Source organism: Arthrobacter sp. LT660 (assembly GCF_056172845.1).
The window spans coordinates 564,034-589,784 of sequence record NZ_CM149651.1; the positions used below are offsets into that span (position 1 = coordinate 564,034).

Here is a 25,751-nt window from a genome sequence, read left to right on the forward strand (position 1 = left end):
ATGGCGGACAGCTACTTGAAATTGGTCAACACGGGACTCAGCAAGGAGCTTGCCAAAGCGCTTGGCCTGCCCCGTCCCGCCACACTTCGCCGCAACACGCCGGACGCCCCCTTGGTGCCGGGACCCGTGGTGCTCCTCGGTGCAGGCAAGGCAGCGTTCCATCTCGCGGAAACCATGCTCGGTTGGGGACTGGACGTCCGCCGCCACGACACGGGGTCCGATGGGATCGGAGCCATCGTCCTCGCATTGGACGCCGTCGAGGAACCCGCGGATTTGGCGGAGGCCGCGCTGGAGACCGGGGGAGCATTGCGCCACCTGCTGCCCGGCGGGCGGGTGGTCATCGTCTCCCGCCCGCCGGCGGTGGGCGATGCCCCGGAACTGGCTGCGGCCCGGCAGGGCGTGACCGGCCTGCTGCGTTCGCTCGGACGCGAGTTGCGCGGCGGTGCCACCGCCAACGGGATCCAGCTTGCGGAGGGCCTCGGCGCCGATGCTCCGTCCGCCGTGGCGGCCCTGCGCTTTCTCCTGTCGGGGCGCAGCGCCTACGTCGATGGACAATCCCTTCGCATCGACTCCACGCGTGGAACCCTGCCGGCATCGTGGGACGTTCCCTTGGCGGGGAAGGTCGCCGTGGTCACGGGCGCGGCCCGAGGGATCGGCGCCGCCATCGCGCGCACCCTGCGCCGCGACGGAGCGACAGTGGTCGTGGTCGATGTCCCCGCGGCGGGAGACGCACTCGCCGGAGTCGCCAACGAAGTGGGGGGCACCGCACTGCAGGTCGATGTCACCCGGTCCGACGCGGCGGAGGTCATCGTGTCCCACGCCGTCGGACGACACGGGCGCCTGGACATCGTGGTGCACAACGCGGGCATCACGCGGGACAAGCTGCTGGCCAACATGGACCGCGGAAAGTGGGAATCCGTCCTGGCCGTGAACATCGAGTCCCAGTTGCGCATGAACCGGGGCTTCCTCGATGCTCGCTTGACGGGACTGCGGATCGTGTCGTTGGCCTCCACCAGCGGGATTGCGGGGAACCGCGGCCAGACGAACTACGCGGCGTCCAAGGCCGGCGTCATCGGGATGGTGGCCGCCACGGCTCCGTTGCTGACCGGCGGGACGGCAGGCATCAACGCAGTCGCACCCGGATTCATCGAGACCGAGATGACGGCGAAGATACCCGTCGCAACCCGGGCGGTCGCACGTCTGCTGATGCCGTCCCTGATGCAGGGCGGACTCCCGGTGGACGTCGCCGAAGCCGTAGCGTTCCTGTCCTCCGACTCCGCGGCCGGCATCAACGGCCAGACCCTTCGCGTCTGCGGGCAAAGCCTGGTGGGCGCATGAGCCGCCGGACGGTAGCGCTGGATTCGGTTCCCGGGTTGGGCGGGCTCTATGCCTCCGCCGCGGCCAGCCACCTCGGGTCGGTTGTCCGGCCGGGACGGGCGCAGGGTCCGATGCGGTTGCCGGACCTGGAGTACGGTGTCCAGGGCGTCCGCGCGGATCCGCGGCGTCTGCACGCCTACCAAAGGATGATGGGGGACACGTTGCGGGACGCGTTGCCGAGTGTTTTTGTGCACGGCATGGTGTTTCCCGTGGCGATGACGGTCCTCGCCGACCGTGCCTTTCCGCTACCCCTGCTGGGCATGATCCATCTCGCCAACGAGACCGAGCACCTGCGGGCCATCGGTGCCGACGAGACTCTGGCCGTCCGTGTCTGGGCCGAGAACCTTCGTCCGCACCATGCGGGGACCATGGTCGATCTGGTGTCCGAAGCTTCCGTTTCCGAGGATCTTGTGTGGCGCGGGGTTTCCACGTATTTGGCGAAGGGCATCTGGAACGGAGCCCGTCCGATGCGGCCGGCCCGGGAGGACCCCGCCGCGGAGGGACCGGCCACGGGGGTGTGGCGGCTCGGAGCGGACACCGGACGTCGGTTTGCTGGCGTCCTGGGGGACTACAACCCCATCCATCTGGGCTTGGCGCCGGCACGGGCCCTGGGCATGCGGCGCCACATCGCACACGGGATGTACCTGGCGGGGCGGGCGCTGGCCGCCACGGCGCCGCACGACGGCGGGCACGCCTGGTCGGTCGCGTTCGAATCCCCCGTGTCCCTTCCTGGGACCGTCCGGCTTCGGGTGGAAACGAGAGGAGCCGAAAAGCGTTTCGCGGGTTGGACGGCGGATTCCACGCGCCGGCACTTCTCGGGCTCGGTCAGGCCCTATCACGGAGCAGGGGCCGGCGAAAGCGGGTAAGGCGGGCGGGGCTAGGCGGTTCCGAGCGCCCGTGCGTAGGAAGCGAGCGCGGCCTCGGTGGTCCGGGACCAGCTGAAGCCCGCGGCGTGCCGCGCGGCGGCGGCGCCCCACCACACGAGACGGTTGGGCTGCTCCGCCAGCTGCTCCAGGGCATCGGCCCACCGTCGCGGCTCGAGGCCGCGGACGAGGAGCCCCGTTTCGCCGTCGCGGACCGTGTGCGGCAGGCCGCCGACGTCGTGCGCCAGGACGGGCGTTCCGCAGGCTTGTGCCTCCATGGCGACCAGGCCGAAGGACTCGCTGTACGACGGGACGGCGACGACGTCGGCGCCGCGGAACCAGGCGGCTAGCTCATCGGCGGGGACGGGCGGCAGGAGGAGCACGCTGCCCTGCACGCCTTCCTCGGCGACCAGACGGTGGAGATCAAGTTCGGTAACGCCGCTAAGGGATCCCAGGACAGTGAGTTCGAAGGAGAGGTCGGGTCGGCTGCGGGCCAACAGCCCCAGGGCGCGGATCAGGATGTGCGGGCCCTTGAGCTTCTGGATCCGGCCGGCAAACAGCAGCCGTAGCGGGGGTGTTCCCGCACCGGTGGCCGGCGTGGCGAATCCGGTCCAGCGGGACGGTCCGTCCGGGCGGAAGACGGCGAGGTCGACGCCCGGGGGCACCATGTCGATGCGGGCGCTTTCGGCGCCGTAGTGTGACACGAGTTCTCCCCTTTCCGCGGGCGTGTTGGCGGTCAACCGCCTGGACTCGAGCACCAAGCGGGATTCCGCCTGGACGCGCCGGTCCGGTTCGTCCGCGTCGGCGTGGTGTTCGCGCTTGACCTTTCCCATGGTGTGCATGGTGTGGACCAGCGGGACGCCCCAATCGTGCGCCAGTTCGAGCCCGGCCAATCCCGACATCCAGTAATGGCTGTGCAACAGATCGAAGCGACCCGAACAGCAATCGTTGATGGCCGCGACGATCTCCGGCAGATGGCGGGGAAGTTTTTCCTTGGACAGCGGGCCCCGGGGGCCGGCGGCGATGTGGTGGACCGTGACGCCGTCGCTTAGGTGGACCGTGCCGGTGCCGTCCACGGCGCGGGTGAAGATATCCACGTGTACCCCATAGGTGGAGAGCTCGGCCGAGAGCTGGCGGACGTAGACGTTCATTCCGCCGGCGTCGCCCGTGCCCGGCTGGGACAACGGGGACGTGTGCAGCGAGAGCATGGCCACGCGCAATGCGGCGTCGGCGCCGTTCCCCGGTGCGGAGCGCTTATCCCGGGCCGATGCGTCGTGCGGGCGCTGGGTGCTCAATGGGACACGGGCTTCCTCGAGGCGGGCCGGCGGTAGCCGGGTCATGACCCTAGAAGATTAGCCCCGCGCGTCGGGAGCCGCCAGTCAGGCCATGGACGCGCACCTAGACGTGGTCCCGGAGACCCGGCAGTGGTGGCGGCCCTTCCGCGTGTGGCAACCCGCCTCTGACCGTCCTCACCCTGGCGCGCTCTAGGGGAGGACGGCGGCAGCGGCGGCGCCGGTGGGTTCGGCTGCGCCCGTGGAGTCCGTCGTTGCCACGGGGCCGCAGTCCACGGGGTCGGCCGTGATGACCGCGTCGGCTTCAGTCGCGGGGGGCTCGCAGGGTGGTTCGGGAGATGCCGGGAGGGAAACCGAGGGGGTCGCTGACACCACTGGGATAGGCGATGCCGCGGGCGCTGTCGATTCGGGCACGGGCAGCGGCGTCGGACGGGTTGGCGGCGGCGTGCTCGATATCGGAGACGGGTCGGGGACGGGGGGCGACGGAGACGGGTCGGGCGCCGGAGTGGACGGTGGTGAGGCTGGGGTCGGCGCCGGTGTTGCATTCGCCGGCGGCGAGAACTGGTCCGGTGTGGCCGTCGAAGGCGGCGAGGATGGGCTGTCCGGCGCGGGGGAGGATGGCCCCGGCGAGGAGGGAGTCGGGGGCTCGCTGCTCGGCGAGGGGGTGGGCTTCGGTGACGGCGTGGGCTTCGGCGTTGCCTGGGGCGTGGCCGGCGGCGTGGACGTCCGGGGCGAGGGATCGCGCGGTGTGCTCGGATCCGCGTGGGAGGACGTGCCGGCGGGCGACTGGGTTGCCGAAGGCGCGGGGCCGGCGGTCGCCGGGGACGCCGAAGCAACGGGTCGGCGATCGCTGGCCGGGGCCAGAGTGGATTTATCCGTCGACGCACGATGGGTAGAACCGGCCGCAATGGCGTCGGGTTGTCTTTGGGCCGCCTGGATATCCCCCAGCTCGACGGGGGAAAGCGGTCGCGGCTGACCCGGTACCACCGGGAGATAGAGGGCGGGATCAGTCCATTTGCCGTTCAGGTACACCTCGAAGTGAACGTGGCAGCCGGTGGAGTTTCCGGTGGTGCCCGAGAGCGCGATGAGTGATCCTTGGGAGACCTTGCCGCCCACCCTGGCCACCAAAAGCGAGTTATGGCTGTAGGCGGTCTGGACACCTGAACCGTGGTCGATGGTGATTCTGTATCCGGAGTGGCCGGCCCATGCCGACTGCAGCACGGTTCCGGCTTCCGCCGCACGAACGGGCATCCCGCAGGGTATGGCATAGTCCTGCCCAATGTGGATCTGGTGGCCGGGGCCAGTGGGGTTTTTACGCCAGCCGAACGGACTGGTGATGTTCCGGCTGGACACCGGGTGGGCCAATTGGAGTTTTTCGGGCAGCCCCGCGTTGGCTCCAACCAGTGCCAGCCGATCCACTGCCCGTACGACGCTTTCGCCGTCGGCCGCGCTGCCGTCGCGGTTGACCTCCAGGCCGCTGGGCCGTTCCCAGACGCTTGGCTGCCGTGCGACGACACCCGCCGGCGGTAGGTATCCGGGCATGGCGTATGTGCCCACGACGACGGCCGACACCGCGGCGGCCAAGGAGGTCCCCTGGCCGGCGACCGTCGCTTGGCCACGAACTGCCGGCAATCCGCCGGCGGCGGGAGTAGACCCCACGATCAGTGCCGCGGCGGTGGCTGTGGCAAGCCAACGCCAGGTCAATAAAACATTGCCGCGGCTAACCCCAGTTCGCCGCAGGCTCCCCTGCTTTGTCATTTTGTTCCCCTAAGTTTCCGGCGGTCCCCAAAATTCATTTCCGCCGGAATGACAGCTGCGTTGCCCTTACGGTACAGGCGGCCGGGGAGTCGGTCTAGGGTCTGCGCGAGGACACTTTGTCCGCGGTCAAGGCCCTATTCACCCACAAGTCCAAGGTGTTGTGTAATCATGTACTAACCTTGGGATTTGTGGGGCGGGGCCGCATCGGGCGCGCGGACGCCAAAAAGGCCCCGATCGGATTGCTCCGATCAGGGCCTCTTCATCGTGCGCGAGGGGGGACTTGAACCCCCACCCACTATCCGTGGACTAGCACCTCAAGCTAGCGCGTCTGCCTATTCCGCCACCCGCGCAGGTGATAGCTTTCGCCTGGATCAGATGCTCCGGGGAGCTTCACAACCGGCGAAAGCGGCGAGTAAGACTCTAACACGGGCGGGCTGCCAATCCCAATTCCGCCCTTCCCTCGGCCCCGATAGTCTGGTTGCACTAGTACTAGCGGAAGGTGCAGCCATGACGGAAGAACCGATGAACGGCACGCAAGGGGCACGGGCATCCGATGAGGTCGTGGACATTTGCCGCGACCTCATCCGCTTCGACACCTCCAACTTCGGCGGCAACGACAGCCGCGGCGAGCGCGATGCCGCCGAGTACGTTGCGGGTCTCATGGGGGAGAGCGGATTGGAACCGCGCATCTTCGAATCCTCGCCCGGCCGTGCCAGTGTGGTCGCCCGCATGGCTGGGACGGATCCCTCGCTTCCGGCGTTGGTGGTCCACGGCCACCTCGACGTGGTTCCCGCGCTCAAGGAGGACTGGAGTGTGGATCCCTTCGCCGCGGAGGTCAAGGACGGCATGATTTGGGGCCGCGGGGCGGTTGACATGAAGGACATGGACGCCATGATCCTGGCGGTCCAACGCCAGATGCACCGGGAAGGGACTCGTCCGCGCCGCGATATGGTCTTCGCGTTCTTCGCCGACGAAGAAGCCGGCGGGGACTATGGGGCCTCGTGGCTGGTCGACAAGCATCCCGAACTCTTCGAGGGGGCCTCCGAAGCGATCAGCGAGGTGGGGGGCTTCTCGTCGACGGTCGGTGGAAAGCGCGCGTACTTCCTCCAGACGGCGGAGAAGGGGATCGCGTGGCTCAAGCTGGCCGCCTCGGGGCGCGCCGGCCACGGGTCGCAGATGAACGACGACAACGCCGTGACGCGTCTGGCCGAGGCCGTGGGCCGCATCGGCCGCCACGAGTGGCCGATCGAGTACACGAAGACGACCCGTGCGTTCCTCGAGGGTGTCTCGGAGCTGACCGGCGTCGAATTCACCGAGGACGATCCCGAAGCATTGCTTGATGAATTGGGCACCGTCGCGCGATTCGTGGGGGCCACCTTGCGGAACACCTCCAACCCCACGATGCTGAAGGGCGGATACAAACACAACGTGATCCCCGGCGGTGCCGAGGCGCTGATCGACTGCCGAACGCTGCCCGGCCGCGATGAACTGGTCATGGAGACCCTCCGCGAGTTGGCGGGCTCGGGGATCGACATCACCAAGATCCACACGGACACGGCGCTCGAAGTCCCTTTCGCCGGAAACCTGGTGGACAACATGGTGGATTCGCTGAAGGCGGAGGATCCCGACGCCGTCGTCCTGCCCTACATGCTCTCCGGCGGGACGGACAACAAGTCCCTGTCCAGGCTCGGCATCACCGGGTACGGATTCGCCCCCCTGCGGCTCCCCGCCGATCTCGATTTCACCGGAATGTTCCATGGCGTCGACGAGCGGGTCCCGACCGATTCGCTGCAGTTCGGCACACGCGTTCTGCACCGTCTGCTCACGACGTATTAGGAGACACGCAGGCGGAGGGGCACGCCCGACGTGGACCGAGGGAACGGGATGGCGCCGCCCGACTGGCCCGGAGGCTACAGCAGTGGTGGAAGCGTGCGCTCGACCCGCATGAGTCGGCGTCGCAGCCAGACGCGTCGCCTGCCTCCGACGTAGACGAGGCTCCGACGCAACTCCCACTTGCCGTATTCCGCGTGCTCGGTCAGGGAGCGGCGGGCCTCGGAGAGGCTCTGCCCCGGAAGGAATGTCATGACGAGGTACTCGAAGCCCCCTGAGGGGTCTCGATGCAGTTCCGGGTTCGCAGTGGTTTTTTCCATCATGTCCTGTCCATTGTGCCCATTCAGCGGGTAGCGTCTAGTCCATGAGCACTGATCCACGCATTGCGTTGCAGGCCCTGGTATCCGCATTCGAGGAGCACCTGTCCGCCGTCTCCTCCCGACGCGGCGATTCGGACCCGGCCGTGGAAACCGCGTTCTACGGGATCTCGGATGCCTTCGAGGAGTACGAGGACGCGCTCTACGAGTCCTACGGCGAAGTGACGCCGCTGGAGCTCTACGACGACGAGGACGACGAGACGGAAGACGCCGGCGGCGCCGGTGACGGATCGAAGGACCGGGAAACATCCATCGACGCATGATGCGTCTCACGCGTGCCGAATCGGGTCACGCGCAGACCGTCAAGTAGTCTCTCACCTGTGAATTGGTTCGAAGCCGCCTTCTTGGGCCTTGTACAAGGGCTCACCGAGTTCCTTCCGATCTCCTCCAGCGCACACTTGCGCATCGTCGGGGAATTCCTGCCCAACGCCAGCGATCCCGGCGCCGCGTTTACCGCCATCACCCAACTGGGTACCGAGACCGCCGTCGTGCTGTTCTTCTGGCGCGACATCGTGCGGATCGTCAAGGCCTGGGCCGGGTCCCTCACGGGACGCGTCGACCGGAAGGATCCGGACGCGCGCATGGGTTGGCTGATCATCCTCGGCAGCGTACCGATCGGCGTCCTCGGTCTCCTGTTCGAGGAACAGATCGACTCCACGTTCCGGAGCCTCTGGCTGGTGGCGACCACACTGATCGTCTTCGGGCTGATCCTCGCGGTGGCCGACACGATTGGCAAGCAGGAGCGCACGATCAACCAACTCACCTACAAGCACGGAATCCTTTACGGCTTCGCGCAGGCCATGGCGCTCATCCCGGGAGTTTCGCGCTCCGGAGGCACCATCACCGGCGGCATGCTCATGGGCTACACACGCGAAGCGGCCACGCGGTACTCGTTCCTCCTGGCCATCCCCGCCGTTTTCGCCTCCGGCTTCTACAAGCTGGCCAAGGCCCTGGGCTCCGAGGGAATGACCGGACCGTACGGCATGGCCGAAACCCTGCTGGCCACGGTTATTGCCTTCGTGGTCGGTTTCGTCATCGTGGGCTGGCTCCTGAAGTACATCTCCACCCACACCTACCGGCTCTTCGTCTGGTACCGCGTGCTTCTTGGCCTCGCCATCTACCTCCTGCTGGGTCTCAACGTCATCAGCGCGTAGCCTTCGTCCATCTTTCCCGGCACCCTCGAAAGGACCGTCCGTGCACGCCTGGTCCGCGCCCCACGTCCCCGCACTGCCCGACACCGCGCCGCCGCCGCGCATCCACGACTCCTCCAGCGGGCGCCTCGAAAGCCCGACCACGGCCGACGGCGCGGGGCTCTACGTCTGCGGCATCACGCCGTATGACGCGACCCATATGGGACACGCCGCCACATACGTGGCCTTCGACCTGCTTCACCGCGCGTGGCTCGACGCCGGCTTGGACGTCACGTACGTCCAGAACGTCACGGATGTCGACGATCCCCTGCTGGAACGGGCCACGGCCACCGGTGTCGACTGGCGCGAGTTGGCACGCGAGCAGACCGACCTGTTCCGCGGCGACATGGAAGCACTGAACGTCCTTCCGCCGCGGCACTACATCGGGGCGGTGGAGTCCGTCGACTGGATCGTGCCCGTGGTGGAGGAACTTCTTGCCCGGGACATCGCCTACCGGGTCCCCGGAACCGGCGGCGAGCCCGACGGCGACGTGTACTTCGACGCCCGGGGCGCGGCCACGTCCGCCTGGACCCTGGGTGACGTCAGTGGATACGACCGTGAGACCATGCTTGGATTCTTCGCCGAACGGGGCGGAGACCCGGACCGTCCCGGCAAACGGGACAGCCTCGACCCGCTCCTCTGGCGCGTGCGCCGCGATGGCGAACCCGAATGGGACGGCGCGTCGCTCGGCTCCGGACGGCCCGGCTGGCACATCGAGTGCTCGGTCATCGCGCGGCGGTTCCTGCCCGCACCCTTCACGGTCCAGGGCGGAGGATCGGATCTGGTCTTCCCGCACCACGAGTTCTCGGCGGGCCATGCGTCGGCCTCGGACGGCAAGCCGTTGGCGAGCCACTACGTACACACCGGGATGGTCGGCCTTGACGGCGAAAAGATGAGCAAATCTCGGGGCAACCTGGTGCTGGTCTCGAAGTTGCGCGCTGCCGGAGTCGACCCGGTGGCCGTGCGCGCCGTGCTGCTTGGCCGGCACTACCGCACCGACTGGTTCTGGACGGATGCCCTGCTGGAGGAGGCGCACGCCCGCGTCGCCGCCTGGCGCCGTCGGCTTCCGACCGCCACCGAGGCCGAGGCGATCGACCTGTTGGGTGCAATTCGCGCCCGCTTGGCGGACGACCTCGATGCGCCGGGCGCGTTGGATGCCTTGGACGCGTGGTCTGCCGCCACCGGTGACCCAGCGGCCGCGGGAACCGGAACCGAGCTGGCGGCGGCAGCCGCCGACGCTCTTTTGGGCCTGCGCCTCGCCGCGCCGAATGCCGGGCGCTAGTCCGATTCGTCTCCGGAGTTGCCGCCATACCCTTCGCGGCCGTCGCGGTCGCGCCCATCGCGGCCGCCCCGGGCCCGGCGTTTAAGGTAGCGCTCGAATTCGCGGGCAATGGATTCCCCGGACGCCTCCGGCAGCTCCGTGGCGTCCTGCGCCTCCTCCAACTGGTGGACGTAGGCCGCGATTTCCGGATCCTCTCCCGCCAATTCGTTGACCCCGCGTTCCCAGGCCTCCGCGTCCTCCGCGACGGAATGCACGTCCAGACTCACCCGTAGGAGCTCCTCCAACTGCCGGAGCAAGGCGAGGGCGGCCTTGGGTGAAGGGGACTGTCCGACGTAGTGCGGCACCGCCGCCCAAATGGACACCGTGGGCAGGCCGGCGGAATCCGCCGTCTCCGCAAGGACACCAAGGATTCCGGTGGGACCCTCGTAGGTGGCCGGTTCCGCCGAGAGCACCTCCCGCAGGTGGGCGTCCTCACTGGTCATGGTCGCGGGAATCGGCCGCGTGTGCGGGACGTCGGCAAGAAGGGCTCCCACCAGCACCACGGCCTTGACGTTCTCCATCTCGGCGAGCGTCAGCAGCTCCCCCGTGAAAGCCTTCCACCGGTAGGTCGGCTCCACGCCGCGCACCAGAAGCACGTCGACGCCGCTGTTCGGGATGCTGGCCCGGTACAGCCGTGTGGCCGGCCAGTGGATGATTCGCTTGCCGGCGGCGTTCCGCCGGACCGTGGGACGCGAGAACTGGTAGTCGTAGTAATCGTCGTCGCCAATTTGTCCCACCTTCTTGGCCTTCCAAAGCCGCGCAAGGAGGCGGACGGAATCGCTCGCGGCCTCGCCGGCGTCGTTCCAGCCCTCGAAGGCGACCACCATGATGGTGGGCCGCTTTCCGTCGGTGGGCTCGGCGCCGGCGGCCACGACCTCGGTCAGTGAGCTGCGTTCCTGGAAATCCTCTGCCACCGTCTCACCCTAACGGCATAGCGACCTGCGGCGGCGTGCGCCGCCGTTAGAATCGATACATGCCCGCCACCACGCCGCCAGCTTCCGTGCCCCCGAACCCTTTCGACGCCGGCAGCGGCCTCCAGGCGGTGTTGTGGGACATGGACGGGACCATCGTCGACACCGAGCCGTATTGGATCGCCGCCGAAACCAAACTCGTGCACGCCCACGGTGGAACGTGGACGGAGGAGGACGCGCTGCGGCTGGTGGGCCAGGCCCTGCCGAACAGCGCCCGGATGCTTCAGGAAGCGGGCGTCGACCTTCCCATCCGGGACATCATCGACACCCTCACGGGCTCGGTGGTCGACGAAGTGACGAAGAACGTGCCGTGGCGTCCGGGCGCCCGGGAGCTCCTCGAGGATTTGGCGAGGCACGGCGTGCCCTGCGCCCTGGTCACGATGTCCGAGGGGCCCTTGGCGGGGCTCGTTGCGGACGCGCTGCCGGAGGGCACCTTCCGTTTCCTCGTCACCGGCGACATGGTCTCCAAGGGAAAACCGGATCCGGAGCCGTACCTCCACGCGCTGCGGACGATGGCCGGGATCGTTCCGGGACTGGATACGCTGCGCACCGTGGCCCTGGAGGACTCCGTTCCCGGGGTCGCCTCCGCCGCGGCGAGCGGCGCGCGGACCATCGCGGTTCCCCATATCACCGCGCTGCCCGATTCGGGCGACTGGACCGTCTTCCCATCCCTTGCCGGTGTCTCGGCCCGGGAGTTGGACGACTTCGTTCGCGCCCCGCGGGACGTGCCCGCCGGCCAAGGCGCCGGCGGGGCGCCGTGACGCCTGCGGAGCCAGGCCGCACCGAAGGCATTCGGCTGGGCAGGGTTCTCGGCGTTCCGGTCTCGTTGGCATGGTCCTGGTTCCTCATCGCCGCGTTCATGGTGGTGGTGTTCGGGCCGCAGGTCGCGCGCGCAATCCCGGGGATCGGCGTCGCCGCCTATGTGGTGGCGTTCGCCTATGCCGTGCTGCTGATGCTGTCGGTGCTGATCCACGAACTCGCGCATGCCGTGAGCGCGAAGGCCTTCGGCTGGCCCGGGGCACGGATTGTCCTCACACTGTGGGGCGGCCACACGCAGTTCGGCAGTTTCCATGCCACACCGGGCAAATCGCTTCTGGTGGCGCTGGCCGGGCCGGTCGCCAACTTCCTGCTCGCCGGTCTGGGCCATGCGTTCTCCGTCGCGGCCGAGCCCTCGGGCGTCGTCGGTCTCCTCACCACGACACTCGTGTGGGCCAATTTCCTCGTTGCGCTCTTCAACGTGTTGCCTGGCCTGCCGCTCGATGGGGGACGACTCGTCGAATCCCTGGTCTGGCGCGCGACGGGTTCTCAGGAGCACGGCACGGTGGCCGCCGGCTGGGCCGGCCGTGTGATCGTCGTCGCGCTGATCGCGTATTTCGTCGGGTGGCCGCTGGCACAGGGCCGAGCCCTCGACCTTCAGTTCACCCTCGTGGCCGTGCTGGTTGCCGGATTCCTCTGGACCGGTGCCGGGCAGGCCATCCGCGACGCCCGGATGCGCCAGCGTCTTCCGGACGTCAGCGTGCGCGGACTGATGGAACCGGCCAAGGGGCTGGCCGCGGACGCAACCGTGGCGGACATCGATGCCTTGCTGCGCCGGCATGCCGGGCACGTGGTCCTGATGGCGGACGACGGCACGCCGGAAGCCGTCGTGGATTCGGGATCCCTGGCCTCGGTGCCCCCCGAGCTCCGGGCCACGACCCGGGCCGGGACGGTGGCCAGGGCATTGGCGGACGGGGCCGTGGTGGCCGAGGACGGTTCAGGCCGCGAGCTCATCGCCTTCCTGGCCAGCCTCAGCGGCAGCGAATACGCCGTGATCGACTCCGACGGCGAGGTCACTGGCCTCTTGGTTCAATCCGCGGTGGTCGGTGCCATCACCGGCCGCCGCCGCTAGCCCACCCACATCACAGATTCCCACCGAAACGAGCCACACCATGTCCAACGACCAGCAGCCCCCCCACGACGACCTCGACGGCGGTCCGCACGGCGCGACGGCGCGCCGCGGCCCGCTGCGCGCGGGCGACCGGGTGCAACTGACTGACGAAAAACGCCGCATGAACACGATTACCCTCACACCGGACGGGGCTTTCCACACCCACAGGGGCGTCCTTGCGCACAACGCGCTGATCGGTCAGCCCGAAGGCGTCGTCGTAGAGAACACCACGGGGCACCGCTACCAGGCCCTCCGCCCGCTGCTGAAGGATTTCGTCCTCTCCATGCCGCGCGGGGCCGCCGTCGTCTACCCCAAGGACGCCGCACAGATCGTGACCATGGGCGACATCTTTCCGGGCGCGCGTGTTGTCGAGGCCGGTGTCGGATCCGGCGCGCTCTCGATCTCCCTGCTGCGCGCCGTCGGCGACGCGGGTTACCTGCACAGCTTCGAGCGTCGCGCCGAGTTCGCGGACATCGCCCGCGGAAACGTGGAGACGATTTTCGGTGGAACGCACCCCGCGTGGGACATCACGATCGGGGACTTCCAGGAGAAGGTGCTCGAAACCGAGCAGCCGGGTTCGGTGGACCGCGTGGTGCTGGACATGCTCGCCCCCTGGGAGTGTGTCGACGCGGTGGCCACCGTGCTGGCGCCCGGCGGGGTCTGGGTCAACTACGTCGCCACCGTCACCCAGCTCTCGCGGACGGCGGAGGCCATCCGCGCGGATGGCCGCTTCACCGAACCCGAGGCGTGGGAATCCATGGTTCGCGGCTGGCACCTCGACGGATTGGCTGTCCGTCCCGACCACCGGATGGTGGCGCACACGGGATTCCTGATGACGGTCCGCCGGTTGGCCGACGGAACGGCGGGGATACCGGGCCAGAAGCGCATGAAGAACATGGAGTTCGCCGCCGAGGACGTCAACGCCTGGACCCGCGGCCACGACCCGGAGGCTTGGGAAGCGCCGGCTCTGGGGGAGCGGGGCGTGTCCGACAAGCGGTTGCGCCGTGCCGCGAAGGACGCGGCGTCCTCGGTCCAGCGCGGTGCGTTCCGCGACGGAGACGAGCCCGGCGTCGTTTCGGATTCCGGTTCCGACGAGGCCGAACGCAACGAACGCAACGAACTGTAGGGCGGCCCTGTCGGGCTGGCTACCATGGGGAGTAGCCGCCCCGTCCGGGCGGCGGACAGCGAAGGAGATGCCACATGCCGACGGAACCGCAGCCCGGATCCGGGCCCGAGGCCGAACAGCGCGAGGCCCGGCTCCAAAACCAGCTGGCGCTGGCCGAACGGCAGCTGAACGTGCTGCGCGACAAGGCACGCCAACTCGACCGCCAGCTCGGCACCGCGACGCAGAACAACTCGCGGATGGTCGCGATGCTGGAACGAACGCGCTCCGAGATCGTCACGCTCAAGGCGGCCCTCGAGAAGGACGGCGACACGCCGTTCAGCCACGGAACCATCGTCCAGATCAATCCGAAGCGCCACGCCGAGGCCGGCAAATCGATCTCTTCCGCGGCGGTCGAGAGCGTCGACATCGTCCAGAGCGGGCGGAAACTGCGCGTCTCCGTCAGTCCGCTTCTCAATTTCGAGGCGCTGGAGGTCGGGCAGGAGGTGCTCCTGAACGACTCGTTGACGGTGGTCGCCGGACTCGGCTTCGAGGCCTCGGGCGAACTGGTTGCCGTCAAGGAGGTGCTCGACGACGGCCGCGTCCTGGCGGTCGGCCGGGCCGACGACCAAAAGGTCGTGCGACTCGGGGGCCCATTGTTGCGGGAACGGGTCAGGGTCGGCGACAGCCTCGCGATCGATCCGCGCACGGGACTGGCGATCGAGCGGGTGCACCTCTCCGACATGCAGTCCCTGGTGCTGGAAGAGGTTCCCGACATTTCCTACGCGGACATCGGCGGCCTCGGCCCGCAGATCGAGCAGATCCGGGATGCGGTGGAGCTCCCGTTCCTGCACGCGGACCTGTACCGCGAGCACGGCCTGCAGGCCCCGAAGGGCATCCTGCTGTACGGCCCGCCCGGTTGCGGAAAGACGCTGATCGCCAAGGCGGTGGCCCATTCGCTGGCGGAACGTACCGCGGAGTTGCGCAGCGGCGAGGCCGCACGCAGCTACTTCCTGAACATCAAGGGCCCCGAGCTGCTGGACAAGTACGTGGGCGAGACCGAACGCCACATCCGCCTGATCTTCGCACGCGCCCGCGAAAAGGCGACCGGTGGCAACCCGGTGGTGGTCTTCTTCGACGAGATGGATTCCCTGTTCCGGACCCGGGGCACGGGAGTGTCCTCCGACGTCGAAACGACGATCGTCCCTCAGCTGCTCAGCGAGATCGACGGAGTGGAGAAGCTGGACAACGTCATCATCATCGGCGCGTCCAACCGGGAGGACATGATCGACCCGGCGATCCTCCGCCCCGGCCGCCTGGATGTGAAGATCAAGGTCAAGCGGCCCGATTCCGAGGGAGCGGCGGAAATCTTCGCCAAGTACCTCACGCGGGATCTTCCGCTGCACCCGGACGACCTCGCCGTACACGGCGGCGACCGGAACGCCACCGTGCTGGAGATGATTCGGCAGACCGTCGAGGCGATGTACGCCACGGACAAGGAGAACGAGTTCCTGGAGGTCACCTACGCCAATGGCGAGACCGAGGTCCTGTACTTCAAGGACTTCAACTCCGGCGCCGTCATCCGCAATGTGGTGGACCGAGCCAAGAAATCGGCGATCAAGGAGCTGCTCACCACCGGGGTGCGTGGCCTTCGCATCGAGCACCTGCTGCGCGGCGTCGTCGACGAGTTCCACGAACACGAGGACATGCCGAACACCACCAACCCGGACGACTGGGCGAGGATCTCCGGGAAGAAGGGCGAGCGCATCACCTACATCCGCACCATCATCCAGGACAAGGGAGGTTCGGAGGTGGGACGGAGCCTGGCGGACGAAGGCGCCGGCGCCTACTCCAACACCGGACAATACCTGTGACGGTCCGCCGCGTCGTCGGGCTGGAGACCGAGTACGGCGTCCTGGCGCCGTCGCAACCTGGGGCGAACTCCACCATCCTGTCCGCCCAGGTGGTCAATGCGTACGCCGCCACGGTGCGGCACGGATACGGCCACCTGGCCGGAACGCGTTGGGACTACGCGGACGAGACGCCGCTGAGCGACGCGCGCGGATTCTCCGTTCCACGTGCCGACGCGGACCGGTCCCAGCTGACTGACGAGCCCAGGGAACTGACCGCCGAGGAGATCGCTCTGGCCGGCGGAGAGACGCGGATCGGGGAAACCCTCTACGCGGAGGACGGCACCCCGGACGCCGCGGGCCACGTCCTGATGAACATGGTGCTGGGCAACGGCGCGCGCCTCTACGTGGACCACGCCCACCCCGAGTACTCGTCGCCGGAGACGACCAACCCGCTCGACGCCGTCCTGTGGGATCAGGCGGGCGACCGCGTGGCGCTGGCCGCCGCGCGGCACATCGCACAGACTCCGGGGTTCGCCGAGGTGCTGCTCTACAAGAACAACACCGACAACAAGGGCGTGAGCTACGGCGCGCACGAGAACTATCTCATGCCGCGCGCGACGCCGTTCGGCGAGATCTCCGCGGGCCTCATCCCGTTCTTCGCATCCAGGCAGGTCCTGTGCGGCTCCGGACGCGTGGGCAGGGGTGTCACCGGCAAGGACGTTGGATACCAGGTCAGCCAGCGCGCCGACTTCTTCGAGGCGGAGGTCGGCTTGGAAACGACGATCCGCCGCCCCCTGGTCAATACCCGCGACGAACCCCACGCCGCCTCGGAGAAGTACCGCCGGCTGCACGTTATCCTTGGAGACGCCAATCTCGGGCAGGTGTCGACCTACCTCAGGGTGGGCACGACGTCGTTGGTGCTCTCGCTGATCGAAGCGGGCCGTGCGCCCGCCATCGAATTGCGCGACGCGGTCGGCGCCGTCCAACGCATAAGCCACGACCCCACACTGCGGACCGTCGTCGAACTCGCGGACGGCACCAAGGCGACCGCATTGGACCTGCAGGAGCGGTACCTCGACGCCGCGCGGCTCCACTGCGGGGAGACCGGCGCGGACGACCGACAGACCCTCGACGTGCTCTCTCGCTGGCAGTGGACCATCGACACGCTGCGGAGCGACGTCCTGGCCGCGGCAGCGCAGGTGGATTGGATCGCCAAGTACCGGTTGATGGAGCAGTACCGGGAACGGCATTCGTTGGGCTGGGACGACCCGCGGATCACGCTGATGGACCTCCAGTGGGCCGACATCCGTCCGGAGAAGGGCCTCTACCACCGTTTGGCCGCCCGAGGCGTCGTGGAGACCCTGTTTACGGAGGAGCGGATCGCGGCGGCGGTGGGTTCCCCGCCGGAGGACACGCGTGCCTACTTCCGCGGCCGGTCGCTGGCCGACTACCCGGACGACGTCGTGGGGGCCAGTTGGGATTCCGTCATTTTCAGCGTCCCGGGTCGCGCAGGCCTGGAGCGCGTATCGATGCTGGAACCCCTGCGCGGGACGCGCGACCTGGTCGGGCCCCTCTTCGACGCGGGCCTCGAGATCGGTGAATTCGTGGACAGGCTCAGGTCGGGGCGGCGCTAGGGGATCGCATCGGCGCTAGTGGGGTGCCTCAAAGTGCTTCCCCGCATCGTCACCACCCCGGAGCATCCAGTGGCAAGATGAGAGTTGGCGGCGGAGCAGCCCCAACGTGAATCAAGGAGGACGCCATGGCCCAGGAACAGTTCAAGGCGAAGCCTGCCCAGCAGACGCAGGATCTCGAGGAGGCTCCAGCCCCGACCGGAGCCGGCGCTTCCGCGGGAAAACAGGCACAGACCCAGGGGGTCGATGACCTGCTGGACGAGATCGATGGCGTGCTGGAGAGCAACGCCGAGGAGTTCGTTCGCGGATTCGTGCAGAAGGGCGGCCAGTAGCGGTGGATGTCCCCGCGGGGCCGTCGTTCCTCGAGTTCCTGGCGCGCGAGCGCCCCGACCTGCTGCCGACGCGTGACGCGGCGCCCGTCGAGGCACTGCGGCACGCGACGACGATCGTGGCGGTTTCCTACGACGGCGGCGTGGTCATGGCCGGCGACCGGAGGGCCACGATCGGCAACGTCATCGCCAGCAGGCACATGGAAAAGGTCTTCGCGACCGATCGGTATTCGGTCGTGGGGATCGCGGGTTCAGCAGGAGTCGCCATGGACATCGCGAGGTTGTTCCAGGTCGAGTTGGAGCACTACGAGAAAATCGAGGGAACGCTGCTGAGCCTGGACGGCAAGGCCAACCGGCTTGCGGCCATGATTCGTGCGAACCTGGGCATGGCGCTGCAGGGCATGTCGGTGGTCCCGCTGTTCGCGGGATTCGACCCCGGCCGCGAACGGGGCCGGATCTTCTCGTTCGATATCACCGGGGGCCGCTACGAGGAGCAGGAACACCACAGCATCGGATCCGGCTCGGTCTTCGCGCGCGGCGCCCTGAAGAAGCTATGGCGCCCGGGAATGGACGCCGGGGTGGCGGTGGAGGTGGCGGTCGAGGCGCTGTACGACGCCGCCGACGACGATTCGGCCACCGGGGGCCCTGACCTCGTCCGCCAACTCTGGCCGGTGGTTTTCGCCGTCGACCGGGACGGCACCAGACGCATCCCCGGCGACGAGTTGGCCGCCGTTGCCACGGACATCGTCCGTCGCCGTTCCATCGCAGGCAGGGAGGCCTAGATGTCCGCCCAGTTCTATGTCTCGCCGGAACAACTGATGAAGGACCGCGCGGATTTCGCGCGCAAGGGCATCGCCCGGGGGAGGTCGGTGGTCGTGGCCAGTTGCGTCGACGGCATCGCGCTGGTGGCGGAAAACCCGTCCGCCTCGCTTCGGAAGGTCGGCGAGATCTACGACAGGATCGCCTTCGCGGCCGTCGGCAAATACAACGAGTTCGAATCGCTGCGCCAGATCGGTGTCCGGTACGCGGACACCCGGGGCTATTCCTACGACCGCGACGATGTCACGGGCCGCGGACTGGCCAGTGTCTACGCCCAGAGCCTCGGGGGTGTGTTCACGGCGGAAAGCAAGCCGTTCGAGGTTGAATTGGCGGTCGTGGAGGTCGGGCGGGCGCCGGCGGAGGACCGTCTTTTCCGCGTCAACTTCGACGGATCCATCTCCGATGAACCTGGACTCGTCATCATGGGCGGGGATGCGGAAACGGTCGCGGCCGCCATGGAGGGCGCGTGGGGCGGGTACGGCGGAACCGACGGCGGGACGGCCGGAGCCATCCGTGCCGCCGCGACGGCGCTGCCCGGTGTCGCGGAGGGTCCCGCCGGCGCGGGGCTCTTGGAAGTTGCCGTGCTCGATCGGGACCCCGTATCCCGCCATGGGACACGCCGCGCCTTCCGGCGGCTCGATGCCTCCGAGGTGGCCTCCGTATTGGGCGCAGGAGGGAAGGACTAGGACATGGACCGCAGGATTTTCGGCATCGAAACCGAATACGGCATCGCGTATTCGGCGCCCGGCGGGCGGCCGTTGACGCCCGAGGAGGTCGCGCGCTACCTTTTCCGCAAGGTGGTGGCTTGGGGACGCAGCTCCAACGTCTTCCTCACCAACGGCTCCCGGCTCTACTTGGACGTGGGATCGCATCCCGAGTACGCCACGGCCGAGTGCGACGACATCGCGCAACTCATTGCCCACGACAGGGCCGGCGAAGCGATTCTCCAGGACCTGGTGCAAACCGCGGAGGAGAGGATGCGGGAGGACGGCTTCCCCGGTTCCGTCTACCTCTTCAAGAACAACACGGATTCCGCCGGCAACTCCTACGGGTGCCACGAGAACTACCTCATTCCCCGCCGCCTGGAGTTCTCCAGGCTGGCCGAGATCCTGATCCCCTTCCTGGTCACGCGGCAGATCTTCGCCGGGGCGGGGAAGATCCTGCCGGTCGACGGAGAGCACCGCTTTGCCTTTTCGCAGCGGGCGGACCACGTGTGGGAGGGCGTGTCGTCGGCCACGACGCGTTCCCGCCCCATCATCAACACGCGGGACGAGCCCCACGCGGATGCGGAGCACTACCGAAGGCTCCACGTGATCGTCGGGGACTCCAACATGTCCGAGACGACGCAGCTGGTGAAGGTCGGCGCCACCGACCTGATGCTGCGCATGATCGAAGCCGGCACCATCATGGGGGATTTCCGTCTGGAGAACCCGATCCGGAGCATCCGGGAGATTTCCCACGACCTTACTGGCCGCACGCCCGTCAGGTTGGCCAACGGCCGTGAGATGTCGGCGTTGCAATTGCAGGAGGCCTTCCACGCGAAGGTCTCGGAGTTCCTGGACCGCGAGGGCGCCCATACTCCGCACGTTCCTCGAATCATGGACCTCTGGCGACGTTCGATCGACGCCGTCGCCAACGAGGACCCCTCCGGTATCGACAGGGAAATTGACTGGGCCATCAAGCACAAGCTCGTCCGCGGCTACCAAAACAAGCACGGGCTTGACCTCTCGGCGCCCCGCATCGCCCAACTCGACTTGACGTACCACGACATCTCCCCCACTCGCGGATTGTTCCAGCTGCTGCGAGCCAAGGGCCTCGTCGCGAACGTGGTGGACCAGGACGCCGTGGACGATGCGCGTTCTCATCCGCCGCAGACAACGCGGGCAAAGTTGCGGGGCGATTTCGTGCGTGCGGCGAAAGACGCGGGGCGCGACTTCACGGTCGATTGGGTACACCTGAAACTGAATGACCATGCCGGGCAAACCGTGCTGTGCAAGGACCCCTTCGCGAACTCTGACCCGCGCGTCGAGGAGCTTCTCGGCCTCCTGTAGACCATCCGAGCAGCTGGGGCGGCAGGGACGCGTGGGCCGTGGGCTTGGAAACCTCACAGGAAAAGCACCTAAACTGGGTGGGATTCGTTCCGCCCGGCGCGCTGGGCGCCGGTAGGTCAAAGATCCCAACGAAAGTTGAATTCGTGCGCAAGCTTTTCGCAGTAGTGCTGGCCCTGGCCCTCTTGGCCTTGGCCGGTTGCGGGGCAGGTTCCCCGAGGACCGTGGGGGACGCAGAGCCTCTCTCTTCCATCGAAATCACTCCCGGCGCGGATGACAATACCGCCCCGTCGGTCGAGTTCGACACGCCCTTGGATGCCACGGCAGCTGGAGCCCGGGTTCTCGAGGAGGGTGACGGTCCGGAAATCAAGGAGAACCAAGACGTCTCCTACAAGCTCGCGGGCTACAGCACCGAGGACGGGAGCGAACTGGGCAACCTCTTCGGGCAGGACGCGCAGATCCTGTCTCTGACGGAGGAGATGAAGGCGGCCGACGCGGAGATCTACGAGATCCTGCTCGGATCCAGGGTGGGTTCCTGGGTTGCGTACGTCCGCCCGTCCGAGCCTGCGGCCGCCCCGGAGGGCGAGAGCACTGCACCGGACGAGCCGGCCTCGGCGAGCGAGGTCCTGATCCTGAAGATTGTCGGCGCCGAGGACCGCCCGGAGCCGCCGCGCACGCTCGAGCAGTCCGAGGTCAAGGAACTGGTGGACTCGAAGTCCTTCCCCACCGTCGAGTTCGACGCGGACGGCAAGCCCACCATTTCCCTGCCCGAGGGCAAGGAAGCACCAGATGGACTCGCGGTCCACGTGCTGGAGGAGGGCGACGGCGAGACGCTCACCGCGGAATCCACCATCACCGCCGACTATGCCGGCGTCCGGTGGGAAGACGGCAAGGTCTTCGACTCGAGTTACGAACGCGGCGAGCCCGCCGAGTTCGGGTTGACGCAAGTGATTCAGGGCTGGACCGAAGGTCTCACGGGCCAGAAGGTCGGCTCCAAGGTGCTTCTGAGCATTCCAGCCGAGATGGCCTACGGCAAGGAGGCACCGGAGGGGACGCCCGCGGGTCCGCTCGTCTTCGTGGTCGACATCAAGTCGGCCAAGTAGCCTAGAACCCGCACATCCACACCCCCAACGAAAGGACCGCCATGTCGTTTGGACAGCGCGAGTACGACCGCACCAAGCCCGAAATCGAGTTCCCGGGCGACGCCGTCCCCACGGAGCTTGTGATCGAGGACATCATCGTCGGCGACGGCACGGAGGCCACGGCCGGCAGCACCGTTTCCGCACACTACGTGGGCGTCGCCTGGTCTTCCGGCGAGGAGTTCGACTCCTCGTGGAACCGCGGCCAGCCGCTGGACTTCAAGGTGGGAGTCGGCCAGGTCATCCAGGGATGGGACCAGGGACTCCTGGGCATGAAGGTCGGCGGACGCCGCCGGTTGGAGATCCCCCCGCACATGGCCTACGGCGACCGGGGTGCCGGCGCCGCCATCGGCCCCAACGAGACGCTGATCTTCGTCGTCGACCTCGTCGGCGTCCGCTAACCGGACCGATAGACGCACTGCCGCCGGGGCGGCGCGGACCGCACTACCGCGGTCTGCGCCGCCTTGGTGCGTAGTAACGTAGAAACCGTGTCAACCAAACGCCATGGCGTGCTTCCTTCGCGAACGGAAAAGCTCGTCAGCCTCACCTATGCCCTGATGTTCCACAAGCGCGGCTACACCAAGGACGAACTGCGCCGGCGTGTGGACGATTACAAGGCATTGAGCGACGAGGCGTTCGAGCGTAAGTTCGAGCGTGACAAGGAGGACCTCCGCGCGCTGGGCGTGCCTCTCGAAACACTCGGCGGCGATCCGCTGAGCGAGAACAACCGCCAGGACAGCCGCTACCGCATCCTTCCCGAGCGGTACCGGCTTCCCGAGGTCTCCTTCGACGCGGAGGAGGGGCTCGCCCTCGGCCTGGCCGCGCGGATTTGGAAGAATCCCACCGTGGAGACGGCTGCCGCGCGCGCCATCAGCCGGCTGTCGGCGGGGGAGCGGAGAGACGCGGAAGCCGACTTCGAGACGTTCGAGCCCAGGCTGCACGCCGGCGACGCCGTATTCCCCGATCTGCTGCGCGCGGTGTGGGACCGATCGCCGGTGAGGTTTACGTACAGGAGCGTCGGTGGCGGGGAATCCTTGCGGCGGGTGGATCCGTGGGGAATCGGGAGCAGGTTCGGAAACTGGTATCTGGTGGCCTGGGACCACGACCGAAACGACCGGCGCATCTTCCGGCTCTCACGGATCGTTTCGGGAATTGCCCGCGTGTCCGGCGTGGTTCGGCGGCCGTCCGACTTCCGTGTCGCCGAGGTGCTCGATGGGCTTGACCCCGTCACGTCGACGGTCGAGGCCGAGTTGCAGTTGCGACCGGGACGGGGGCTCGCCTTCCGGGCCGCCGCCACGAAGAGCGGCGGCGCCACCGTTGACGGCTACGACGTCGTGCGGATCGCGTTTCACGACGCCGAGGCGACGTCGGCCGAGATCGCCGAACTGGGTCATGCCGCTCGGGTCGTCTCACCCCCGCCACTGCGCGAGGCGGTCCTGCGGCGACTGCGGGATGCCGCCGCTGAACAAGCCCGGGAGGTGGCCCCCTACACACTCGCTTCCGGCCGTGCCCCGGGACGGCCACCGGCCACGGACGTCGTCGCCCGGGCCCTGGACATCATCGCGTACGTGGTTCGTGAGGGTGCGCCCCGGATCGACGAGACGGCCGCCCGGTTCGGCCTGACCCGGAAGCGTTTGATCGGGGACCTGGCCATGATCCAGATGTGCGGCGTCCCGAACGGCTACCACGACGAGCTCATCGACGTCGACTACGAGGGCGACACCGTCAGCATCAGCAACGCCGAGGGACTGGCGGAACCGATCCGGCTGAACCTCACCGAGGCGTTCTCGCTGATTGTCGGTCTACGCACCATGCTGGACCTGCCAACACTGCGCCGGCCCGAGGCCGCCCGTTCGGCCTTGACCAAGTTGGAGGGGGCCGCCGGGGAATTCGGGGACATCGGCGAACTGGTGTCGGCACGGTTGGCGTCGGCGGAGGACACCGACCGCATGGCGGCCCTCGCGGACGCGATCGGGGATCACCGCGTCCTCACGCTTGGCTATTACACCGCGGACCGCGACGAGATCGCGGACCGCGACGTCGAGCCGGTCCGTCTCATCGAGGACGGCGGGCGCGCGTATCTGCAGGCGTGGTGCCGCAAGGTCGCCGGTCCCCGCAACTTCCGGATCGACAGGATACAGTCGATTGCAGTGGCGGACGAGACCTTCGAACCCTCCACGGAACGACACGCGGCCATGCAGGAGCGGCTCTTCACACCGGGTGCCGACGACGCCGTCGTCGTCTTGTCCTTCGCGTCGCGTCAGGGGGGCTTGCTCGAGGATTTCGCGCCGAGCCGCACGGCACGCGGCGAAAACGGACGAACGCTGGCCGAGGTGCGTATAGCTTCTCCCCTGAGGTTGCCGGGCCTGGTGGCGCGCCATGGCGGGGACATGGCCGTCGTCGATCCGCCGGAACTGGCGGAGGCGGCACGTGGGTGGTTGCGGGAAGCAATGGCGGGCTATGGAGAGGAAACGACGTGATCGACTGGTGGGTTTGGGTGTTGCTGTGGCTGTTCCTCGTCGCGGCGACCGCATTGTTCTTGGTTGTCTGTGCCCTTCGCCTTTACCGCGGTGCCATGCGCTTGCTGGACGAGATCGGCGACGCCACGGAGCGGCTCCAACTTGGCGACTTCGGCCATCCGACCGATTCGCCCCATCCGGAACGCCCCGGCGTGGGGATGGCCGCGGTCTTCCGCGCGCCGGGCGAGGTCAAGCGGGAGTACGACGCCGGTAAAACCGTCCGTCGCGCAACGCGCCGCGTGCGGCGCGTGGAGGGGAAACGGGTCCGCTCCCAGCCCCAGCGAATACGCGACGTCCTACAACCGTGACGTAGACTTGAGGCTGACGAAAGGAACACTCCATGGGTGGATTGCAGGGATGGCATCTGGTCATCATCATTGTGCTGGCGCTGCTGCTTTTCGGCGCACCGAAACTCCCGGGGCTGGCGCGCTCGATCGGTCAGTCGCTGCGCATCTTCAAATCCGAGGTTCGTCAGATGAAGGACGACGACCCCAGGAACCCGGACGCCTCGGACGGCCCCGTCGAGGGCAAGATCGTCGATCCGGACCACCGCGACCGCAACGTCTAGAGTTCGATGGCGGCAAAGGTAGGGCGCTCATCCAACCCGGACGGGAGGATGGCCCTCAAGGAGCACCTCGTTGAGTTGCGCAATCGTCTCTTCATAGCGCTCATTGCGCTGTTCCTCGCCACGGTCGGCGGGTTTTTCCTGTACTACCCGGTGTTGATGCTCCTCGTTGAGCCGGTCAAGGCCGTGGGCGGCGAGGTGAACTTCGCTTCCGTGGTGTCGCCCTTCGACAACATGATCAAGATCTCTGTTTTCTTGGGACTGATCATGTCCAGCCCCGTCTGGCTCTACGAGCTGTGGGCCTTCATCGTTCCCGGTTTGAAGAAGACCGAAAAGCACACCGCGCTGGCCTTCATCGGGGCAGCGGTTCCCCTGTTCCTGCTCGGCCTCGGCCTGGCGTACTGGATCCTGCCGACGGCCCTCAAGTTCTTCCTGGGGCTCACACCGGACCAGGCCACGAACATCGTGGAGGTGGACGTCTACCTCAACTTCGTGATCCGGCTCCTGCTCGCGTTCGGCGTGGCACTGATCATTCCGGTGCTGATGGTGGGCCTGAACCTCATCGGGATCCTGCCGGGACGCGTGATCGTGAAGAACTGGCGCATCACGGTGTTCATCATCTGTCTGGTCGCCGCCATGGCGGCACCGGGCGGGGACGCACTAACGATGTTCGCGCTGGCGGGTCCGTTGCTGGTGGTCTTCGCCGCGGCCACGGGCTTCTGTCTGGTCCACGACAAGCGCAAGGCCAAGCGCCTGGCGGCGCTGGAGGAGGAGAACGCCGCCGCGGCGGACGGCAAGGGCACGGATATCGGAACGTCCCCGGACATCGATACGCTGTAG

Annotated in this window: 25 protein-coding genes, 1 tRNA gene and 1 pseudogene; 22 read left to right on the top strand and 5 right to left on the bottom strand. The window is 67.7% G+C overall.

The annotated features are described in order from the left end of the window. Complete coding sequence (locus tag AC0QSG_RS02605) at positions 1 to 1,338, top strand: 3-oxoacyl-ACP reductase (RefSeq protein WP_435726106.1); 1,338 nt, start codon at positions 1 to 3, stop codon at positions 1,336 to 1,338. Next, on the top strand, positions 1,335 to 2,243 hold the full coding sequence (locus AC0QSG_RS02610) for a MaoC family dehydratase (RefSeq protein WP_475376554.1): 909 nt from the start codon (positions 1,335 to 1,337) through the stop codon (positions 2,241 to 2,243). Before AC0QSG_RS02605 ends, AC0QSG_RS02610 begins: the two co-directional genes overlap by 4 nt. 11 nt (positions 2,244 to 2,254) lie before the next feature. Here the strand turns inward: AC0QSG_RS02610 and AC0QSG_RS02615 are convergent, their stop codons facing one another. After that, the gene (locus AC0QSG_RS02615) at positions 2,255 to 3,535 is read right to left on the bottom strand and encodes a glycosyltransferase (protein WP_475376555.1); all 1,281 of its coding nucleotides are present in this window, start codon (positions 3,533 to 3,535) and stop codon (positions 2,255 to 2,257) included. A gap of 442 nt (positions 3,536 to 3,977) precedes the next feature. On the opposite strand from AC0QSG_RS02615, the gene AC0QSG_RS02620 reads away from it, so the two are divergent. Beyond that, the gene (locus tag AC0QSG_RS02620; protein ID WP_475377355.1) at positions 3,978 to 4,508 is read left to right on the top strand and encodes a hypothetical protein; all 531 of its coding nucleotides are present in this window, start codon (positions 3,978 to 3,980) and stop codon (positions 4,506 to 4,508) included. A gap of 86 nt (positions 4,509 to 4,594) precedes the next feature. On the opposite strand, the pseudogene AC0QSG_RS02625 reads toward AC0QSG_RS02620, so the two are convergent. Next, positions 4,595 to 5,290, bottom strand: a pseudogene (locus tag AC0QSG_RS02625) (M23 family metallopeptidase); the annotation flags it as partial. Positions 5,291 to 5,555: 265 nt separating this feature from the next. Beyond that, positions 5,556 to 5,640, bottom strand: a tRNA-Leu gene (locus AC0QSG_RS02630). Between the two features lie 157 nt (positions 5,641 to 5,797). Between AC0QSG_RS02630 and AC0QSG_RS02635 the strand changes: the two genes are divergently transcribed. Then, positions 5,798 to 7,126 carry a M20/M25/M40 family metallo-hydrolase gene (locus AC0QSG_RS02635; protein WP_475376556.1) on the top strand — a complete coding sequence of 443 codons (1,329 nt, stop codon included), beginning with the start codon at positions 5,798 to 5,800 and terminating at the stop codon, positions 7,124 to 7,126. 74 nt (positions 7,127 to 7,200) lie between these two features. On the opposite strand, the gene AC0QSG_RS02640 is transcribed toward AC0QSG_RS02635, so the two are convergent. Next, entirely contained in the window at positions 7,201 to 7,443 is a 243-nt protein-coding gene (locus tag AC0QSG_RS02640) for a DUF5703 family protein (RefSeq protein ID WP_475376557.1), read from the bottom strand. Between the two features lie 41 nt (positions 7,444 to 7,484). On the opposite strand from AC0QSG_RS02640, the gene AC0QSG_RS02645 reads away from it, so the two are divergent. Genes AC0QSG_RS02645 through mshC form a run of 3 tightly spaced genes read left to right on the top strand, consistent with a single transcriptional unit; the run spans position 7,485 to position 9,969 of the window. After that, a complete protein-coding gene (locus AC0QSG_RS02645) occupies positions 7,485 to 7,760 on the top strand; it encodes a hypothetical protein (protein ID WP_475376558.1) in 276 nt (91 codons plus the stop codon). 57 nt (positions 7,761 to 7,817) lie between these two features. Then, a complete protein-coding gene (locus AC0QSG_RS02650) occupies positions 7,818 to 8,651 on the top strand; it encodes an undecaprenyl-diphosphate phosphatase (protein ID WP_475376559.1) in 834 nt (277 codons plus the stop codon). Positions 8,652 to 8,691: 40 nt separating this feature from the next. Beyond that, the gene (mshC, locus tag AC0QSG_RS02655; RefSeq protein WP_475376560.1) at positions 8,692 to 9,969 is read left to right on the top strand and encodes a cysteine--1-D-myo-inosityl 2-amino-2-deoxy-alpha-D-glucopyranoside ligase; all 1,278 of its coding nucleotides are present in this window, start codon (positions 8,692 to 8,694) and stop codon (positions 9,967 to 9,969) included. Here mshC and AC0QSG_RS02660 read toward each other — a convergent pair. Then, positions 9,966 to 10,835: a PAC2 family protein gene (locus tag AC0QSG_RS02660; protein WP_435726225.1), complete on the bottom strand. Its 870-nt coding sequence runs from the start codon at positions 10,833 to 10,835 to the stop codon at positions 9,966 to 9,968. The genes mshC and AC0QSG_RS02660 overlap by 4 nt on opposite strands. Positions 10,836 to 10,981: 146 nt before the next feature. Here AC0QSG_RS02660 and AC0QSG_RS02665 point away from each other — a divergent pair, with 146 nt between their 5' ends. From AC0QSG_RS02665 to tatC, 15 genes are all read left to right on the top strand, one after another. After that, on the top strand, positions 10,982 to 11,740 hold the full coding sequence (locus AC0QSG_RS02665; protein ID WP_435726114.1) for an HAD family hydrolase: 759 nt from the start codon (positions 10,982 to 10,984) through the stop codon (positions 11,738 to 11,740). Continuing rightward, a complete protein-coding gene (locus AC0QSG_RS02670; protein ID WP_475376561.1) occupies positions 11,737 to 12,867 on the top strand; it encodes a site-2 protease family protein in 1,131 nt (376 codons plus the stop codon). The genes AC0QSG_RS02665 and AC0QSG_RS02670 overlap by 4 nt, the downstream gene beginning before the upstream one ends. Positions 12,868 to 12,907: 40 nt before the next feature. Further along, positions 12,908 to 14,032, top strand: coding sequence for a tRNA (adenine-N1)-methyltransferase (locus tag AC0QSG_RS02675; RefSeq protein ID WP_475376562.1), 1,125 nt, complete (start codon positions 12,908 to 12,910; stop codon positions 14,030 to 14,032). Between the two features lie 74 nt (positions 14,033 to 14,106). Further along, on the top strand, positions 14,107 to 15,882 hold the full coding sequence (gene arc, locus AC0QSG_RS02680; RefSeq protein ID WP_475376563.1) for a proteasome ATPase: 1,776 nt from the start codon (positions 14,107 to 14,109) through the stop codon (positions 15,880 to 15,882). Continuing rightward, on the top strand, positions 15,879 to 17,495 hold the full coding sequence (dop, locus tag AC0QSG_RS02685; RefSeq protein WP_475376564.1) for a depupylase/deamidase Dop: 1,617 nt from the start codon (positions 15,879 to 15,881) through the stop codon (positions 17,493 to 17,495). Before arc ends, dop begins: the two co-directional genes overlap by 4 nt. Positions 17,496 to 17,620: 125 nt before the next feature. Beyond that, entirely contained in the window at positions 17,621 to 17,824 is a 204-nt protein-coding gene (locus AC0QSG_RS02690) for a ubiquitin-like protein Pup (RefSeq protein ID WP_435726119.1), read from the top strand. A gap of 2 nt (positions 17,825 to 17,826) precedes the next feature. Continuing rightward, the gene (gene prcB / locus AC0QSG_RS02695) at positions 17,827 to 18,603 is read left to right on the top strand and encodes a proteasome subunit beta (RefSeq protein WP_475376565.1); all 777 of its coding nucleotides are present in this window, start codon (positions 17,827 to 17,829) and stop codon (positions 18,601 to 18,603) included. After that, complete coding sequence (gene prcA / locus AC0QSG_RS02700; RefSeq protein ID WP_435726121.1) at positions 18,604 to 19,326, top strand: proteasome subunit alpha; 723 nt, start codon at positions 18,604 to 18,606, stop codon at positions 19,324 to 19,326. Between the two features lie 3 nt (positions 19,327 to 19,329). Further along, complete coding sequence (pafA, locus tag AC0QSG_RS02705; protein ID WP_475376566.1) at positions 19,330 to 20,691, top strand: Pup--protein ligase; 1,362 nt, start codon at positions 19,330 to 19,332, stop codon at positions 20,689 to 20,691. A 143-nt stretch (positions 20,692 to 20,834) separates the two neighbouring features. Continuing rightward, a complete protein-coding gene (locus tag AC0QSG_RS02710; RefSeq protein ID WP_475376567.1) occupies positions 20,835 to 21,791 on the top strand; it encodes an FKBP-type peptidyl-prolyl cis-trans isomerase in 957 nt (318 codons plus the stop codon). A gap of 41 nt (positions 21,792 to 21,832) precedes the next feature. Next, positions 21,833 to 22,228, top strand: coding sequence for an FKBP-type peptidyl-prolyl cis-trans isomerase (locus AC0QSG_RS02715; RefSeq protein WP_435726124.1), 396 nt, complete (start codon positions 21,833 to 21,835; stop codon positions 22,226 to 22,228). 87 nt (positions 22,229 to 22,315) lie between these two features. Then, on the top strand, positions 22,316 to 24,307 hold the full coding sequence (locus tag AC0QSG_RS02720) for a helix-turn-helix transcriptional regulator (RefSeq protein WP_475376568.1): 1,992 nt from the start codon (positions 22,316 to 22,318) through the stop codon (positions 24,305 to 24,307). Further along, the gene (locus AC0QSG_RS02725; RefSeq protein ID WP_475376569.1) at positions 24,304 to 24,654 is read left to right on the top strand and encodes a hypothetical protein; all 351 of its coding nucleotides are present in this window, start codon (positions 24,304 to 24,306) and stop codon (positions 24,652 to 24,654) included. Before AC0QSG_RS02720 ends, AC0QSG_RS02725 begins: the two co-directional genes overlap by 4 nt. A gap of 32 nt (positions 24,655 to 24,686) precedes the next feature. After that, on the top strand, positions 24,687 to 24,914 hold the full coding sequence (gene tatA, locus AC0QSG_RS02730) for a Sec-independent protein translocase subunit TatA (RefSeq protein ID WP_435726127.1): 228 nt from the start codon (positions 24,687 to 24,689) through the stop codon (positions 24,912 to 24,914). Between the two features lie 6 nt (positions 24,915 to 24,920). Beyond that, the gene (tatC, locus tag AC0QSG_RS02735) at positions 24,921 to 25,751 is read left to right on the top strand and encodes a twin-arginine translocase subunit TatC (RefSeq protein WP_475376570.1); all 831 of its coding nucleotides are present in this window, start codon (positions 24,921 to 24,923) and stop codon (positions 25,749 to 25,751) included.

Bases quoted from the DNA above. Each gene is read 5' to 3' on its own strand.
- AC0QSG_RS02605 (WP_435726106.1), top strand. From the start codon at position 1: ATGGCGGACAGCTACTTGAAATTGGTCAACACGGGACTCAGCAAGGAG.
- AC0QSG_RS02665 (WP_435726114.1), top strand. From the start codon at position 10,982: ATGCCCGCCACCACGCCGCCAGCTTCCGTGCCCCCGAACCCTTTCGAC.
- tatA (WP_435726127.1), top strand. From the start codon at position 24,687: ATGGGTGGATTGCAGGGATGGCATCTGGTCATCATCATTGTGCTGGCG.
- AC0QSG_RS02690 (WP_435726119.1), top strand. From the start codon at position 17,621: ATGGCCCAGGAACAGTTCAAGGCGAAGCCTGCCCAGCAGACGCAGGAT.
- AC0QSG_RS02715 (WP_435726124.1), top strand. From the start codon at position 21,833: ATGTCGTTTGGACAGCGCGAGTACGACCGCACCAAGCCCGAAATCGAG.
- AC0QSG_RS02660 (WP_435726225.1), bottom strand. From the start codon at position 10,835: ATGGTGGTCGCCTTCGAGGGCTGGAACGACGCCGGCGAGGCCGCGAGC.
- AC0QSG_RS02635 (WP_475376556.1), top strand. From the start codon at position 5,798: ATGACGGAAGAACCGATGAACGGCACGCAAGGGGCACGGGCATCCGAT.
- tatC (WP_475376570.1), top strand. From the start codon at position 24,921: ATGGCGGCAAAGGTAGGGCGCTCATCCAACCCGGACGGGAGGATGGCC.
- AC0QSG_RS02675 (WP_475376562.1), top strand. From the start codon at position 12,908: ATGTCCAACGACCAGCAGCCCCCCCACGACGACCTCGACGGCGGTCCG.
- AC0QSG_RS02640 (WP_475376557.1), bottom strand. From the start codon at position 7,443: ATGATGGAAAAAACCACTGCGAACCCGGAACTGCATCGAGACCCCTCA.
- AC0QSG_RS02610 (WP_475376554.1), top strand. From the start codon at position 1,335: ATGAGCCGCCGGACGGTAGCGCTGGATTCGGTTCCCGGGTTGGGCGGG.
- prcA (WP_435726121.1), top strand. From the start codon at position 18,604: ATGTCCGCCCAGTTCTATGTCTCGCCGGAACAACTGATGAAGGACCGC.
- arc (WP_475376563.1), top strand. From the start codon at position 14,107: ATGCCGACGGAACCGCAGCCCGGATCCGGGCCCGAGGCCGAACAGCGC.
- AC0QSG_RS02645 (WP_475376558.1), top strand. From the start codon at position 7,485: ATGAGCACTGATCCACGCATTGCGTTGCAGGCCCTGGTATCCGCATTC.
- pafA (WP_475376566.1), top strand. From the start codon at position 19,330: ATGGACCGCAGGATTTTCGGCATCGAAACCGAATACGGCATCGCGTAT.